16 protein-coding genes, 1 tRNA gene and 1 pseudogene are annotated in these 14332 nt (G+C 64.4%); 7 read left to right on the plus strand and 11 right to left on the minus strand.

The features are described 5' to 3' along the window. Positions 1–520: 520 nt before the first annotated feature. The 3 genes from ACFWY6_RS09330 to ACFWY6_RS09340 all read left to right on the plus strand — a co-directional run bounded on the left by ACFWY6_RS09330 (position 521) and on the right by ACFWY6_RS09340 (position 3613). Positions 521–1204 carry a hypothetical protein gene (locus ACFWY6_RS09330; RefSeq protein WP_384687605.1) on the plus strand — a complete coding sequence of 228 codons (684 nt, stop codon included), beginning with the start codon at positions 521–523 and terminating at the stop codon, positions 1202–1204. A gap of 1100 nt (positions 1205–2304) precedes the next feature. Next, a complete protein-coding gene (locus tag ACFWY6_RS09335) occupies positions 2305–2697 on the plus strand; it encodes a hypothetical protein (RefSeq protein WP_384687606.1) in 393 nt (130 codons plus the stop codon). A 1-nt stretch (position 2698) separates the two neighbouring features. Further along, entirely contained in the window at positions 2699–3613 is a 915-nt protein-coding gene (locus ACFWY6_RS09340; protein WP_384687607.1) for a hypothetical protein, read from the plus strand. 510 nt (positions 3614–4123) lie between these two features. On the opposite strand, the gene ACFWY6_RS09345 is transcribed toward ACFWY6_RS09340, so the two are convergent. The 7 genes from ACFWY6_RS09345 to ACFWY6_RS09375 all read right to left on the minus strand — a co-directional run bounded on the left by ACFWY6_RS09345 (position 4124) and on the right by ACFWY6_RS09375 (position 7793). Further along, entirely contained in the window at positions 4124–4357 is a 234-nt protein-coding gene (locus tag ACFWY6_RS09345; protein WP_384687608.1) for a hypothetical protein, read from the minus strand. Between the two features lie 269 nt (positions 4358–4626). Next, positions 4627–5469 carry a helix-turn-helix domain-containing protein gene (locus tag ACFWY6_RS09350; protein ID WP_384687609.1) on the minus strand — a complete coding sequence of 281 codons (843 nt, stop codon included), beginning with the start codon at positions 5467–5469 and terminating at the stop codon, positions 4627–4629. Beyond that, positions 5459–5983: a DUF6879 family protein gene (locus tag ACFWY6_RS09355; RefSeq protein ID WP_384687610.1), complete on the minus strand. Its 525-nt coding sequence runs from the start codon at positions 5981–5983 to the stop codon at positions 5459–5461. The genes ACFWY6_RS09350 and ACFWY6_RS09355 overlap by 11 nt, the downstream gene beginning before the upstream one ends. After that, positions 5967–6173 (minus strand): hypothetical protein, encoded by a 207-nt coding sequence (locus ACFWY6_RS09360; RefSeq protein WP_384687611.1) that lies wholly within the window; start codon positions 6171–6173, stop codon positions 5967–5969. Before ACFWY6_RS09360 ends, ACFWY6_RS09355 begins: the two co-directional genes overlap by 17 nt. A gap of 254 nt (positions 6174–6427) precedes the next feature. Continuing rightward, positions 6428–6931 carry a phosphoribosyltransferase gene (locus ACFWY6_RS09365; protein ID WP_384687612.1) on the minus strand — a complete coding sequence of 168 codons (504 nt, stop codon included), beginning with the start codon at positions 6929–6931 and terminating at the stop codon, positions 6428–6430. A gap of 8 nt (positions 6932–6939) precedes the next feature. Continuing rightward, complete coding sequence (gene dcd / locus ACFWY6_RS09370) at positions 6940–7515, minus strand: dCTP deaminase (protein ID WP_121787742.1); 576 nt, start codon at positions 7513–7515, stop codon at positions 6940–6942. A gap of 95 nt (positions 7516–7610) precedes the next feature. After that, complete coding sequence (locus tag ACFWY6_RS09375; protein WP_384687649.1) at positions 7611–7793, minus strand: hypothetical protein; 183 nt, start codon at positions 7791–7793, stop codon at positions 7611–7613. A gap of 269 nt (positions 7794–8062) precedes the next feature. On the opposite strand from ACFWY6_RS09375, the gene ACFWY6_RS09380 reads away from it, so the two are divergent. Both ACFWY6_RS09380 and ACFWY6_RS09385 read left to right on the plus strand, forming a co-directional pair. Continuing rightward, positions 8063–8133 (plus strand) — tRNA-Gly (locus ACFWY6_RS09380). A 91-nt stretch (positions 8134–8224) separates the two neighbouring features. Next, positions 8225–8959, plus strand: coding sequence for a transporter substrate-binding domain-containing protein (locus ACFWY6_RS09385; protein ID WP_384687613.1), 735 nt, complete (start codon positions 8225–8227; stop codon positions 8957–8959). 66 nt (positions 8960–9025) lie between these two features. On the opposite strand, the pseudogene ACFWY6_RS09390 reads toward ACFWY6_RS09385, so the two are convergent. Together ACFWY6_RS09390 and ACFWY6_RS09395 are read right to left on the minus strand one after the other, a co-directional pair. Beyond that, positions 9026–9988: pseudogene (locus ACFWY6_RS09390) on the minus strand (serine hydrolase domain-containing protein); the annotation flags it as partial. A gap of 171 nt (positions 9989–10159) precedes the next feature. Beyond that, on the minus strand, positions 10160–11524 hold the full coding sequence (locus ACFWY6_RS09395; RefSeq protein ID WP_384687614.1) for a hypothetical protein: 1365 nt from the start codon (positions 11522–11524) through the stop codon (positions 10160–10162). A 191-nt stretch (positions 11525–11715) separates the two neighbouring features. Between ACFWY6_RS09395 and ACFWY6_RS09400 the strand changes: the two genes are divergently transcribed. Continuing rightward, a complete protein-coding gene (locus tag ACFWY6_RS09400) occupies positions 11716–12120 on the plus strand; it encodes an SHOCT domain-containing protein (protein ID WP_384687615.1) in 405 nt (134 codons plus the stop codon). Positions 12121–12165: 45 nt separating this feature from the next. On the opposite strand, the gene ACFWY6_RS09405 is transcribed toward ACFWY6_RS09400, so the two are convergent. After that, positions 12166–13380, minus strand: coding sequence for a cation:proton antiporter (locus tag ACFWY6_RS09405; protein ID WP_384687616.1), 1215 nt, complete (start codon positions 13378–13380; stop codon positions 12166–12168). Between the two features lie 11 nt (positions 13381–13391). Next, a complete protein-coding gene (locus ACFWY6_RS09410) occupies positions 13392–13538 on the minus strand; it encodes a hypothetical protein (protein ID WP_384687617.1) in 147 nt (48 codons plus the stop codon). Between the two features lie 171 nt (positions 13539–13709). On the opposite strand from ACFWY6_RS09410, the gene ACFWY6_RS09415 reads away from it, so the two are divergent. Then, entirely contained in the window at positions 13710–14321 is a 612-nt protein-coding gene (locus ACFWY6_RS09415; RefSeq protein ID WP_384687618.1) for a TetR/AcrR family transcriptional regulator, read from the plus strand. The last annotated feature ends 11 nt before the right edge of the window (positions 14322–14332 follow it).

The following is a 14332-nucleotide window of genomic DNA, read 5'->3' on the forward strand; positions in this document are numbered from 1 at the left end:
GGTTGGGTCGATGCCATGCTGAGAGCAGGAGGACGCACCGCACCGGCCGACCAGCCGTTAAGCGGAAACAGGGTCAAGGGTTCAGAGCGGTAGCCGCTCCCCAGTCGCCCCGAGTTCAAGCAGGAATGGCACAACAAGGAAACGTACTGAGCATCTGCACTGACGAGACAGGGCGGGAGATTCGGAATGGCTAACGGAAAGATCATCGAATCCACCTATGACGGGTGGTCCTGGATGGATGAGAACGACACCTGTTGGGCTCGGATGACATGCGAGGGGTGTGAAATCAGTGGGTGCACGGGCTGCTGTCCGGCTGGCACTGAGACCAGGATCTATGACGGAGGAATCCTGTTCAACGTGGACCACGCATCTGCCATCTGTACGGCCTGGTACATGGTGGCAAAGCTTGAAGGTGCGATCGTCTAGCCGCTAGTTCCATCAGCAAGAGAGCCTCTCCTCTGGGGAGGCTCTTCTATTTAGGTTGCATCACTTTTGTTCCAATGAATGGGGGATCATACGAGTGACGACTGTTGCTATTGAGCTTGTGTGCTTTACCTGCAAGGAGCCGTGGACTTACGAGAAGCCCGAGGGGCGGAAGGGCAGGCACCCCCGCACCAATCCCGCTCACCCGAAGTGCAAGACCAAAAGGGAGAACAAGGGCCGCGTACGACGTCGAACCGAAGCTAAGGCCGAGGGTGTCCGGGAGTCTGAGCGCTCGCGAGAGGGCTGGAAACTCCCCAAGCATTCCGGGGTTACCGAGGACGAGCGTCAGGCTCTAGAGGACGCGACCAAGGGTCATATCAGGTGGAAGACATCAAGGGGCGAGGATGCCCTCACGGGTAGTCCCGTGGATTGGCATGGTGGTGAGCCTGCCAAGGATGATTTCAAGCGTCCTGATCCTTTGGAGGAGCACGCCAGTGCTCGGGATATCCAAGACAACCTCATGTACGACGACTACGCACCAGCGATGACTGAGGATTGGGAGCGGTTCCGGTACATCCCCAAGGGGAAGCGAGAAGCGGTTAAGACTTGGTTTCGTACCAATGACCACAGGCTAGAGTCAAGGGAGTACAGCGGGAGCTTCGACCGACCCAGGGCCAAGCATGTGCTCGGCTCGATGGATCCCTGGTATATCGCTGAGCTTCCCCGTATGGGGTCGGTGCAGCCGCTCCCCAAGATGGAACCTTTCGTCATGACGTTCTGATCTACACGGCTGTTCCGCCCCCGGTGTCTTCGGATGCCGGGGGCTTCCCTGCACCCCGGGCCAGCGGCATAGGGGCAGAAGCCAAGACGTTCCCACTGGTAATCTGCATACTCATCAGGTTCTGACGCTCATATGCCTTGACCTGGTGTTACATGCGTGCCGGCGGATCCCTTCCAGCGAATTGCATCGGTGACGGCCGTTGGCCCTGTCCTGTTTTAATCATTAGCTATGGAGGAGTGATCCTCTGGGGACAAGCGCACTCGGCGGTGTGCCTCTGTCGTAGTCGAGAGACTAGGCCTTATCCACAAGTCGAGAGCCTTGACGGTTCGCACGGTGGCTCACCGGATACTCCCTCTGAGAGATACCTGATGAGTAGCTCTACTCCTGAACTTCTAAAGTCTGGGGGTAGGGGGACCTTATCTTCCATCCGTTTCTCTTCTGAGTATCTATTGCCGCCCTTAAGGCGGCCACAGAATGATAGGACACTGGATAGGGTGCCAGACGAAACTGGACCCCTGGATCCCAACTTCGTTAGTCCGCTGCTGTAGTCGCTCCGCCACAATGCGCGGACGTTCCTAGCGCTGACCTCCTAACAGCGCTCCTGTCTCTCCCTGGTCCCGCACTGCCAGGGAGGGGCAGGCTCCTCTACTCGCAACACCGCAGCCTTCGGGCTGCTTTTTTATTTTGCTTTCACTGTTCAGCCTGAACCCAGAAAGGGAGTCCCGATGGAAGCAACTACCAAGGCATGCAGTCGGTGCCAGCATGACAAGTCTCTTAGTCAGTTCAACCGTAGCAAGCAACACAAGAGCGGTCGGCAGGCTTGGTGCAAGGACTGCTTTAGCGACTGGCACAAGAGCCATGACCGCCCCTACTTCCGGAAGAAGGACGCAGCATGAATGAAGCGTGCAAGCCTCGATGTATCGAAATCTCGGGCACGACTCATGAAGAGAAGCTCTACTACCGAACTAATCCATGGCGAGGCCATGAACAGGATTGCCCGAATGCAAGCCACCCCGGACGAGTGAGGCGACCCAGAACCTTTAACAGCTATGCCGACACGATCCGCATCGTTCAGGAGCAGATGAGGGAGGAAGCCAGGAATGACCAATAGCACTACACCACGGTTGCTCGATCCCAAGGGGAGTCGAGCTGTTTTTTATGCCCGCCCGAATCTCAAGACTTCTGAGGACCGGATTCCAGTACGACTCACCTACTCAGCTCGGGTGCTTCATCACGTAATCCCAGCTGTACCAGGAGCAGCCAACGGCGCCGCCGTGGGGTTCGCCCTGGTCGCCTTCCCAGACGGCTCCGCGCGGGTCTACAGCGGCCCCGTGGGGGAGTTCTTGGGGTTGGTCGAGCGGGGGCCCAGAGGCTGGCTCCAGAGGATCCGGCTAGAGAGACAGGCCCGGCGTAGGGCCATGCAAGAGCAGAACGAACTCAAGAAGCAAGAGCAGGCAGAGGCTATCGCTTCCGACATCCTGAAGGAGAACTGAAATGATCTATGGAAACGGTGAACTACTGGAAAGCTACATGCCCAAGCCGATGGACGATGTTCCTGACATGAGTTACGGCGCACAGCCGATTTCCATGGGCCATCTGGTTCAGGAGCGGGACAAGTTTGAGCGGGAGCTTTCCCAGCTTAAGGACCCTGCATACCGAGAGCCGTTCGAACTTCCTACCCTTCCCGCCGGATATCAAGAGCACAAGACCGATGATGCAGCCGTTAAGGCTGCTGGCAAGGAACTGAATCAGCGACTGAGTTACATACAGAAGAACTCGGATGAGTATGAGATCCAGTTGGCTGAATTCCAAGGTGCCGTGTCACGGCGTGCGAAGAATGAGGCCGATTACCAGGCTCGTGTAGCTACTGCGGTCGAGGCGGAGGAGGATATCCCCGATCCGGTAGAGCACGAGAATTTGCCTCCGCTCCACAAGGAGCTGAACAAGCTTGAGAATGCCATCACGGTTGGCGTCAAGATTGCCCATGAGAGTCGAGCCAAGCTGGACGAGGCCTACGAGAATCTGTATTCCTCGGAGCCTTACCGAAAGTGGGCTGACAAGGAGATTGCTGCTCTTACCGAGAATGCCGCGAAGGCTGTTGCGCTGCTCCGTGAGGTTCTTGCCAGTCGTGAGGCTCTGGTGGCCAAGCTTCCGGACGCCTTTGCCGACCTTGACGGAGTCCCTTTCATCGAGCCGGTTGCGCGGCGTAACTCGATTGGCTTCGGTGGAATGGATCCCTTCTCGGGTGAAGAAAAGTCGGTGTCCCTGGGAGAGGCGCTGGCAAAGCTTGAGAGTGTCACCATTCCGGGTGACGGCATTCGGCCTTGGAAGCTGGACCAGCTCAACGAGGAAGAGAGGCAGGTGTATGCGGAGCGAGCTGCACGGGCCAAGGTGAATGCCAGTGAGTGAGAACAATGCATTGGAGGAAGCAAGGGCTTGGGTTAGGCGACGCCGAGCAGGGGAGCGAGGGGAAGCCTATAGAGCGCCTGATAATGACACTGGTGTTGATGTTGTTGATTCCGGGTTGGGTACAGGAGGTCTCGACCCGACTGATTCGGTGAGTGTGATCGATCTGAGTATTGATCTGGATAACAGGACGCCGATCAAATGGCTTTCCTAGGGCACACGAGAGCCCCCTACCGCCAGTAGGGGGCTCTCGTGCTCGGGGTCAACAAGGGTCCGGGTTGACTCCCAACCTGGTGCGCTCAGGCGTGGGTGAGGCACGGTCCTCCCTCGCGCACCAGGGTCCTTAGCGGCTACTAGCGCGGTACTCGCCCGGCTGGCCACCGTGTTCGTCCACCCACCACGCCACGGCGCAGTCAAGACACCTGTATCGCCATCGTGGCTTACGTGTCGCAGGGTCATTGGGGCGCGACAGGATCACGTGAATGCTGCGGCATTTCGCGCACCGGACGGCCTTCACGAGCGGACTGACGGCGAGATCCGCACGGCCTCCGCTATCCGCTCGATGTGTTCGGCCTTGATATCAGGAAGAGAGACATACGCGTGCCCCTGGCGGCGGCCCACCATGGGTCGGATTCCGTCGCAGACTTCTGGGGGGATGCCTAGGGCGGCGAGCGCTTCTCGGAGCGCGTTGCTGGCGTCAGCCGCTGTCCTGAGACTGTCTCGCCATTTCTGCATTTCGATGTCCACGGGGCTCACCTGTGGTCGTCTTGGTGGTGCTGTCTGAGTTCCACGTTCGTGTCTGTCACGCCGCTGTAGTTGCCGGTGGATCTGAGGTTCTCTCGGTGGTTGCAGATTCCCAGACAGCGCTTACAGCCGGGGACTGCACGGGGTTCGGGGGGAAGCTCCGTGAGTCCGCTGTAGCTCTGTTGTTTCTGAGTCACGATGTGGCCTCTCCGCCGTCCACGTCCGCCCTGAGCACGTAACAGTGTCGTCCTGCGGATGACGGGGACCTATTCTTATTCGCGTTGTCGGGTAAAGATCATGGACCACTCGGCCAAGAGTTCTCTGCAATCGTCTCCGAACGTGGCGTACTGCTCGTACCTGTCGAAGTCTTCTCGGTATGCAGTCACGTCTCTGTGGTCACGCAGGATGAGCGCGCCTGTGCCCGTTTCGACGGTAGCTAGGCGGCGATCGTAGACCGTAAACGTATTGAGGGGTCTCTCTGGAATGTGGCCACTCAGAGGAAGTACCCCTAGGCGCACATTGGGGATCCGGGAGACGGACGCTAGACGGTCAAGCTGCATAGCCATTGCCAAGGGAGGAAGGATAGGCCACCTGACAGCTTGTTCAGTGAGAAGGAACGTGAACGACTTCTCGGGGTCGAGTAGCACGCTCTGACGCTCAAGCTTCTTCGCAATGGTCTTGGATTGATCCCCAGGAACGTCGGCAATGCTGGCACGCACATACTCGGGTGTGGCGAGTAGGCCGGTAATCATGGACAGCAGGAAGTACCGGAACTCTGTCGAGGCTGCTTCGAGCCTCGCTAGTTCGTTCTGCTTCTTGTCCAAGCCACGGCGACGGGATGCCCAGTGGTCTTGCCATTCGGTGTTCGCCGATCGGGCAAGGGTCAGTATCTCGACCGCGAAGGGGCCCTCTGCGCCGAGCGCTTCAAGGATTAGCTCAACGTCAATAATGGCGGGTGTGAGCTTCCCGCTCTCAATGTTGCTGATCTTTGTTTGTGACATGTTGCAGCGCTTAGCGAGCCGGATTTGAGTCCAACCAGCCCGCTTACGCTGATCTTTCAAGGTTGTCGCTAGGTCTGACCTTGACTGGCCTAGCTCCTCAGGCTCAAAGCTCAAGACCCTTCACGTACTCCTCAAACGGCACCGACTCAGCTACAGCGATCCGCTGGTATTCGATGAACGGTGCCGTGTCTCCGTCGTGCACTTCACGGCTGATCTGCCTACCGTCCGGGTGGTAGTTCATGAGCACCACTTCGGAGTGATCGAACATCCAGAAATCCTGTGCCCCTTCAAGGGGGTTGGGCCTGTCGGTCACATCGAGAATGCGGATCTGTTCACCGGCCAAGGCATGAGCCTTGTAGTAGTGGTGGAACTCGAACCTGAGGTAGTCAGACAGAGGTCGAGTGACCACGTGAACGCGCCCCTGTGTACGGCCCTCTGCGGCTTGTCGGCGTAGCCGGTCGGTGTACTCGTTCTCGACCGCGTCAGGGTCGATACGGGCGCCCGCACGGAACGCTGAGAACTCTTCTTCTTCCTGCGGCATGAGGTACTGCGGCAGGGTCTCCAGTCGCCACGCTTCCCGCGTGAAGCCCTCGAATCGCGCTGCCCACTGCTCACCAGCCAAGAGCACGGAAAGCCTCCCTCAGCGTCTCTTCGGGGATCTCGACCAGACCCTCACCGTTGGGCGCCATGAAGGCTTGGGAGATATCGCCCTGGACCACGAATGAGCCTGAGGCGGTCCGGTAGACGTTGGGACAGTCGTCCTTGCCGCACTCGCCGTTGCCATTGCCTGTCAGTCGGGTCAGTTCCTCGCGTGCCATGCCGGACTCCCCTTCGACTGGCCCCTGTTGGGGCGTCTGTCCCGACCGTACGAGCGGCCGTGAACAGCGTCCATGCGCTAGCCCGAATATTCGCGTCATCGCATAAAGACGAGAGCATCGTAGGAGCCCCTACGCTTCCTAGACCCCCGCCCTACGCAGAGGGCGGGGGCACTCTGGGTTGAGCGTGGCCCTACCGGTTCCGGACATAGCAAGAGGGACCACCATGGTGGTGGTCCCTCGGCCCTGACCTGCTGCTACGCGTCCAGGACAGTGGTGTGCTTCCTCACGATGGGCGGCTCAACCGACCACGGGAAATTAATCCAGACCGAGTCATCGGTCCGCTTCCACACGTACTCGCACTTCACGAGCGAGTGCGACTTCTCATAGATGACGGCGGACCGCACTTCAGCCACATGATCGAGGCAGAAGTCATGGACGAGCTTCAGCGTCTTCCCGGTGTCGGCGACATCGTCGGCGATCAAGACCTTCTTGTCGGTGAAGTCGATCGCGTTCGGCACGGGCGCGAGCATGACGGGCATTTCCAGGGTGGTCCCGACCCCGGTGTAGAACTCCACGTTCACCAGGTGGATGTTCTTGCAGTCGAGCGCGTAGGCGAGCCCGCCGGCGACGAAGACGCCCCCGCGGGCGATGGAGATGATGACATCGGGCTGGTAGCCGTCGTCGGCAACGGTCTGCGCGAGCTCCCGCACAGCACGGCCGAACTTCTCGTACGAAAGATTCTCGCGCACGTCACTCATGCTGGATGTCACACCTGTGTCCGATGGAAATTGAGGAAGGAGCGGGAGGCGGTCGGCCCGCGCTGCCCCTGATAACGCGACCCGTACCGCTCCGACCCGTAGGGCGACTCGGCGGGCGAGGTCAGCCGGAACATGCACAGCTGCCCGATCTTCATCCCCGGCCAGAGCTTGATCGGCAGCGTGGCGAGGTTCGACAGCTCCAGGGTCACGTGCCCGCTGAACCCCGGGTCGATGAACCCGGCGGTGGAGTGCGTGACGAGCCCGAGGCGTCCCAGGCTGGACTTGCCCTCCAACCGGCTCGCGAGGTCGTCCGGCAGGCTGATGACCTCGTACGTAGAGGCAAGCACGAACTCCCCGGGGTGGAGGATGAACGGCTCGTCACCCTCGGGCTCCACGAGCCGCGTCAGATCGGCCTGCTCGACGGAAGGGTCGATGTGTGGATACCGGTGGTTCTCGAACACCCGGAAGTAGCGGTCGAGCCGCACATCGATGCTCGAGGGCTGCACCATGGATTCGTCGTACGGATCGATCCGTACCCGTCCGGCGTCGATCTCGGCCCGGATGTCCTTGTCTGAGAGAAGCACGCACCGAGGATACGCAGAGCGCGCGGGCCCGCCCCAATCGGACGTGTCCGCGCGCCTCACTGCTGCCGCCTGCGACCGTCTCCGGTCGCGCCCCGCTACCGCTTCTGCGCCATGACCGGCACGGCATGCCGCAGCCGGGCACATCGTGGACAGCGGATGAGACGGCCGGGCCCGAGCCGGTCGGCCTTCTGCATCGGGAACGAAGCGGTGCTGAACACGTGCCCTTCGGCACAACGGACGACGGTGCGCTCCATCAAGTCCTCGAGTCCCTTCCCCAAAGCCGTAGTTGAGCTCGCAGCTCCTCGCACAGTGCACGCACGGTGCGCGTACGCGAGCTGACGACGAAGGGCCACATTACGGGACGAAAGGGGCGCCCCTCCAGGCGGCACTCCGACCCCCCACGGTACGCCCCAACTCCCGCGCCCCGCAGCGCCATCCACGCCCCGAACGCCCCCCGGACACCAGGAAGCCCCGGGGAGAAAACACCCGGGGCCTGGCATGAGGTAGAGTGTGCGGCATTACGACACCGTCTCGGACGGCGTCTTACGCGGGTGTAGTTTAGTGGTAGAACATCAGCTTCCCAAGCTGAGAGTGCGAGTTCGATTCTCGTCACCCGCTCTTCTTTGAACCCCCAGGTCATGGACCCGGGGGTTCTTTGCTGTCCAGGTTCGGTGGCTGCATGACAGCCGCAGCCGCCTAGGCTCGGGCCATGACGCCCATAGACGCGGAGCTTGCGCATGACCTGGCCCCCACCGGTGTGCTGCGCGCCTCCATCAACCTCGGCAACCCGGTCCTCGCCCAGGGCACCCCCGACGAGCCGTCCGGAGTCACGGTCGAGCTTGCCCGCGAGGTTGCCGCACGGCTGGCTCTGCCGGTGCGGTTCAGCTGCTTCGATGCGGCCCGCAAGTCGTATGCCGCGATGGCCGAGGGCCGCGCCGACCTGTGTTTCCTGGCCGTGGATCCGGAGCGCGAGAAGGAAGTCGCGTTCAGTGCGCCGTACGTGCACATCGAGGGGGTGTACGCGGCTCCGGTGAACTCGGCGTTCGTATCTGCCGATGACGTGGACCGGGACGGGGTGCGCGTCGGCGTCAAGAAGGGGTCCGCCTATGACCTGTACCTGAGCCGTGCCCTGCGTCACGCCACCGTGGTGCGCGGCGACGAGGGGGTCGACGTCTTTCACGCCGAGGGCCTGGACGTGGCGGCCGGCATCCGCCAGCCGCTGACCGCGCACGTTTCCCGGCGGGCCGAACTGCGCCTGCTGGAGCCCGCGTTCATGACGATCCGGCAGGCCATGGGCACCACGAAGGGGCGGCGTCCGAAGACCACGCGGTTCCTCAGTGAACTCGTGACCGAGCTGGTGGCGTCCGGGTTCGTCGCCGAGGCGCTGCGCCACTCCGGTCAGGATCCGACGCTGGCCGGGCCTGGACGTGGTCGGGGCTGCTAGCGCAGCGGTAGCGGGCGGTCGTAGGTGTTGTCGGGGGTCACGATCTCTGTGATGGCTCGGGCCACCTTGCTTCTGGGTCTCCGGGGTGAGGAGTGTGCCGGTCGCCACGACCTTGGCCCAGCGGCGCAGGTCGTGCATGTTCGAGATCATTGCCCCGGCCGTCCAGCTCCAACTCGGGTTCCAGTGAGTGGAGTCCGCGACGTTGCCGCTCAGTGTCTGGTTCGTGTAGCCGCGCGTGTGCGGCTCGGGGAACTCGGCGCCGTCGGGGAACAGCGTGTGGTCGAGGTGGGCCGGGCGGAGCACCCGCTCGTTGATGACGTCGGCGGCACGGTGGCCGGTCACCTTCTCGATCACCAGGCCGAGGAGGACCAGGTTGCTGTTGGAGTACTGGAACTGCGTGCCCGGCTTGAACGTGTTGTGGTGCTTGAAGCCGTTCGCGAGGACCTCGTGCGGGTTGAACGAGCTGCCCGGGTCGCTCAGCAGGTCGTGCACGAAGTCCTTGTCATCCGTGTACGGGAACAGGCCGCTGCGCATCTCGGCGAGGTGGCGCAGCGTGATCCGGTGGCCGTTCGGCACGCCGTGGACGTACCACGAGATCGGGTCGTCGATGCCGATCTTCCCGTCGTCGACGCGTTCCAGCAGCGCCGTGACCGTGAAGGTCTAGGTCTCGCTGCCGATCCGCGAGTAGAAGTCGGTGCTCATCGGCCGGCGGGTGGCCTTGTCGGCGACACCGGTCGCGCGTACGTAGCAGCCCTTGCCCGGCATCCACAGCCCGACGGCGACACCCGGGATGCCGGCCTCCTTGCGGACCCCCGCGATGGCCTTGTCGAGGCGGGCGGTCAGGCCGCGGCCCAGGCGCTTGTCCGGCGGGCAGTCGTTCTTGCCGTGTCCGTCGGTTCTGCCGTGCACGGCGCCGGCCGCGAGGCTGACCGCCGTCGCGGTCGTGGCTGGGGTCGCCGCCATCGGGGCCAGTACCGACGCCACGAGCAGCGCGGCCGCGAACAGACGTCGGGGGTGAGTACGTCGCATGTCGGGCGCTTCTTCCGGATCGGGGCCGAGGGGGCGACGTCAGGGGGCAACGTCAACGGCACCATCCGGAGTCCGGTGGGAGGTCCTCCTGACGTGCACGCCCCTTTGAGTCCACGCGATCGGAACGATGTTCGGCCGCCGACGCAGCAGCACCTGCTCGGTCAGGTCGCATCAGGTTGGGGTGGGGCCTCCTTTTTGTCCGGGGGCTGCGGGCGCGTCGAGCTGTGCCTCGTCCTCCGGATCGAGGAACTCGATGACGGCGAGCAGTGCCAGCAGGCCCAGGGCCAGCCAGAAGGTGACCATGCCCGTCGGGTGGTCCCACAGGGCGAAGGCGAGGGCCGTGAGGAGGACTGCCGCCCAGTTCAGCCAGGTCTTGTGGGCGTGGACCCACGGTCCGACCGGACCTGTCCGTACGCCGGACGCTCCACGTACGGCGCCGATTCCCGAGCGCCACATGGTGCGCGCCCTGACCGCCCACGTGCCGGGGCCGCTGAGCCAGCTCCCGAGGGCGACGAGCGCGCCGAGGGTGACGACGGCGCGGACGGTGTAGCGCAGGAAGCGGGTGAGGGCGTCGTAGACCGAGCCCGCGGCCGGGCGGCTGATCGAGGCGGGCACGGCGTCCAGGTAGAACGCGCGGAAGACGGCGAGGCCGATGCCGAGGATGCCGACCGCGACGGCGACGGCCAGGGCCGCGGTGATCAGTGCTCTGCGGCGGCGTACGGCGAGCAGGACGCCGCCGGCCGCCAGGACGACCGCGATGACCGGGAGCCAGGCGCCCATGAGCTGCAGGAGGCGGAAGCCGGTCTTCGCCCTGCCGATCTGGTCGGAGGTCATGACGGTGAAGTCGGTGTGCACCTCGGGGATCCTCGACGCGACAGTCAGTCCGCTGTCGACGAGGCGGTCCTTGACCTGTTCCACGACGGGCGCCAGATCGACGGTGACCTTGTCGCCCTTCAGCCGCACCGCGCCGTCGCCGCTGCCGGTGAGGGCTTCGTCCACCGTCTGGTGGACCCGGCGGTTGAGTTCCGTCCACAGGGTGTCGAAGGCGTCGCTGCTGACGAAGCGGGCGGTCACCGACTCGACGAGGCCGCGAAGGCCGCTGGTGAGGGGCCCTTCGAGCCCGCCGAGGGCGGCTTCGAGGCGGGGGCGGTCGGCCGGGGCGACCTGCTGGAGGAGCAGCTCCACGTCCACCCGCTCCATCACCGCGTCCGTCACCCGTTTGGTCACACCGGCCTGTACGTCGGGGTCCGAGGCCAAGGGGGCGACGGTCGCCACGTAGCGGTCCGTGTCCCCGACGATGCCGTTCGCCCATACGGCGACGACGGCGAGGGGTGCGAGCACGGCCGCGACGGTGATCAGTACGACGGCGAAGAACGACCGGGTGTGGTGCTTCCTGGGCTTTGCGGCACGGGCCTCGAACGCGCTGAGCCTGGTCCGCAGTTCGGCGAGCTCGGCCCGTTCAGCGGCGGACAGCGGGCGGTCGTCGGCGGCATCGGCGTCGTGATCGGCATCGGCATCGGCATCGGCATCGGTCATGGCACCTGCACCTGTCCTCGCTGACCGTGATCCGGAACGGACAGATCCAGATAAGGCCAGGGTGAGGTGGCGCGCCATTCGCGCGGCCCGCACAAGCCCGCACCAGCTCGCACCAGCTCGCACCAGCCCGCACCAGCCCGCACATACATCACCGACAGGACGAAACGGGTAGTTAGCGGGAAAATTAGGGCATGGACGATTACCCGCTCCTCGACGTCTTCCTGACCATGCTCTGGTTCTTCCTCTGGATCATGTGGCTCTTCCTGCTGTTCAAGGTCGTCGCCGACATCTTCCGGGACCATGAACTGAACGGCTGGTGGAAGGCGCTCTGGCTGATCTTCTGCATCGTGCTGCCGTATCTGGGCGTGCTGGTCTACATCATTGCCCGCGGCAAGGGCATGGGCCGCAGAGACATCGAGCAGGCCAAGGCATCGGAAGCGGCCTTCAAGGACTATGTCCGCAAGGCGGCCGGCAGTGCCGAGGGCGACGGCAGGGCGAGCCACGTCGACGAGCTGGCCAAGCTCGCCGATCTGAAGGAGAAGGGCGCCCTCAGCGAGGACGAGTTCCAGGCGGCCAAGCAGAAACTGCTCGCCTGACTGCCCCACCAGGCTCGTCTGACTGCCTAACCAGGCTCGCCTGACTCACCACGCCTCCGACTCCGAAGCAGGCCCCTCCGGCATCGTCGCCTTGCCCTCCTTGGCACGCACCCGCAAGGCGAGCAGCGGGAAGACCAGGACGGAGACCATGGCGGCGCCCACCAGGGCGGCCGCCTCGCCCTTCTCCAGGACCTTCTCGTCCAGGCCGATCGTGGTGATGGCCACGACGAGCGGCAGACAGGTCGAGGAGTACAGGGTCAGCGCCCTGCGGTCGGCGGGGTTCAGGTCGCGCGGTGCCAGTGCGTACGCCGGAAGTCCTCGTACGACGAGGAACAGGAGCAGGAAGACCGGGAGCAGCAGGAGGGCGCGGCCGCCGTCGAGCAGTGCGGCGAGGTCGAAGTTGATGCCGGTGACGATGAAGAACAGCGGGACGAGGAAGCCGAAGCCCATCGCCTCCACCTTGCCGAGGACCTCGTCGCCGCTCTCGGGGGCGGCCCCCTGGAAGACGAGCCGGGTCAGCAGACCCGCGGCGAACGCGCCGAGCAGCACGTCGAGGCCGAACGCGTGCGACAGGGCGAGCATCGCGACGAGCAGCAGCATCACGAAGCGGACGGCGAACTGGCCGCTGGTGTGCAGCGTCGTACGGATGATCTGGGCGAACCACGGCGGGTGGGGGCGAAGGGCCCAGTAGATCGCCGCCGCCGTGATGACCGCGAAGGCGGCGAGGACCACGGTGGACACTCCCGGGTCGCGGCCGCTGAGCAGCACCGCCATGGCGATGATCGGCCCGAACTCGCCGACCGCGCCGAAGGCCATGATCACGGTGCCGAAGCGGCCGCGCAGATCGCCGCTGTCGCGCAGGATCGGCAGGACGGTGCCGAGGGCCGTGCTGGTGAGCGCGGTGCCGATGACCACGCTCTTGGAGAGGTCGAGGCCGGAGAGGGCCAGGGCGATGCCGAGGCCTAGGGCGAGGGAGCACCCCCAGGCCCAGACGGAGCGGCGCAGGGTGTCGCCGCGGATCGCCGCGAACTCGATCTCGTACCCGGCGAGGAAGATGAGCATGGAGAGGCCGAGTTCCGAGAGCACCTCGATGAGATCGTCCTGATGCGCCCAACCGAGTACGTCGGGGCCGATGAGGATCCCGAGCACGATCTCGAAGATGACCAGGGGGACGCGCACCCAGCGGCCCGCGCCGTACGCGAGGAGCGGCGCGAGCACGGCGACGGCCATGATCAGGATGAGGGTTCCGGGATAGTCCATGCCGCTGCCGGTCAGTCCCTGCCGACGGCGGCGGCAGCTGGTCGCATCAGGTCGGGTTCGCTGTCGTCGTCGCACGCGGGGGGCGGCAGCAGGGTGGCGGCGAGGGCGACGGCAAGACGTGTACGGGTAGGTGTACGGGTACGGGTACGGGTGCGCATGGTCCGAGCGTCGGGGTGGTGGCGGCGTACCGCATGTGGGGGCGGACCGTGCGGGCGAATTGTGGGGGCGAAGTCGCTGTTCTGCCCTGTGGTTTGCTCCGTGCGCCGACACCGCAGGCCCGGTGCGACCGACCCCTGGCGGGAAATTCTGAATGCTGGTTCACTCCTTGCATGGCCTACCGCAAGACCCCTGCCGAGCTCCGTCGGCTCGAAGCAGCCCGGGAGCACCTGATCTCCTGCGCCACCTCCGTCGTCGCCGAGGTGGGCTGGTCACAGGCATCCGTGACCGCCGTCGCCGACTCGGCCGGCATCGCGGCCGGCTCGGTCTACCAGCACTTCCCGTCCAAGGCCGCGCTCGCCGTCGAGGTGTTCCGGCGGGCCGCGGGACGCGAGGTCGAGGTGCTCGGCGAGGTGCTGCACGGCCCCGGCGACCCGGTCGAGCGCCTCGGCCGCGGCGTCGAGGTGTTCGCACGGCGCGCCCTGGAGAACCGCGGCCTCGCCTACGCCCTGCTCGCCGCCCCCGCCGAACCGGCGGTCGGCGCCGAGCGCCTCGACTTCCGCCGCCGCTACCGCGCGCTGTGGGCCGAGGTGGTGCGGGAGGGCATGGCAAGCGGCCAACTGCCCGCCCAGGACGGCGAGATCACCGCGGCCGCACTCACCGGCGCGATCGGCGAAGTCCTCGTCGACCCGCTCGGCACCCCGGACGAGAAGGCCACCGACGAACTGCTCACCGAACTCACGGCCACGGCGCTGCGCTGCGCGGGCGCCGCTCCGAACGACTGATCCGGCCGACT

The sequence above is a fragment of the Streptomyces sp. NPDC059037 genome (assembly GCF_042740015.1).
Taxonomy (GTDB): domain Bacteria; phylum Actinomycetota; class Actinomycetes; order Streptomycetales; family Streptomycetaceae; genus Streptomyces.

Excerpts from the sequence above, each read along its gene's own strand:
- ACFWY6_RS09415 (WP_384687618.1), top strand. The coding sequence starts at position 13,710 with ATGGCCTACCGCAAGACCCCTGCCGAGCTCCGTCGGCTCGAAGCAGCC.
- ACFWY6_RS09335 (WP_384687606.1), top strand. The coding sequence starts at position 2,305 with ATGACCAATAGCACTACACCACGGTTGCTCGATCCCAAGGGGAGTCGA.
- ACFWY6_RS09340 (WP_384687607.1), top strand. The coding sequence starts at position 2,699 with ATGATCTATGGAAACGGTGAACTACTGGAAAGCTACATGCCCAAGCCG.
- ACFWY6_RS09405 (WP_384687616.1), bottom strand. The coding sequence starts at position 13,380 with ATGGACTATCCCGGAACCCTCATCCTGATCATGGCCGTCGCCGTGCTC.
- ACFWY6_RS09360 (WP_384687611.1), bottom strand. The coding sequence starts at position 6,173 with ATGGCACGCGAGGAACTGACCCGACTGACAGGCAATGGCAACGGCGAG.
- ACFWY6_RS09385 (WP_384687613.1), top strand. The coding sequence starts at position 8,225 with ATGACGCCCATAGACGCGGAGCTTGCGCATGACCTGGCCCCCACCGGT.
- ACFWY6_RS09365 (WP_384687612.1), bottom strand. The coding sequence starts at position 6,931 with ATGAGTGACGTGCGCGAGAATCTTTCGTACGAGAAGTTCGGCCGTGCT.
- ACFWY6_RS09400 (WP_384687615.1), top strand. The coding sequence starts at position 11,716 with ATGGACGATTACCCGCTCCTCGACGTCTTCCTGACCATGCTCTGGTTC.
- ACFWY6_RS09410 (WP_384687617.1), bottom strand. The coding sequence starts at position 13,538 with ATGCGCACCCGTACCCGTACCCGTACACCTACCCGTACACGTCTTGCC.
- ACFWY6_RS09395 (WP_384687614.1), bottom strand. The coding sequence starts at position 11,524 with ATGACCGATGCCGATGCCGATGCCGATGCCGATCACGACGCCGATGCC.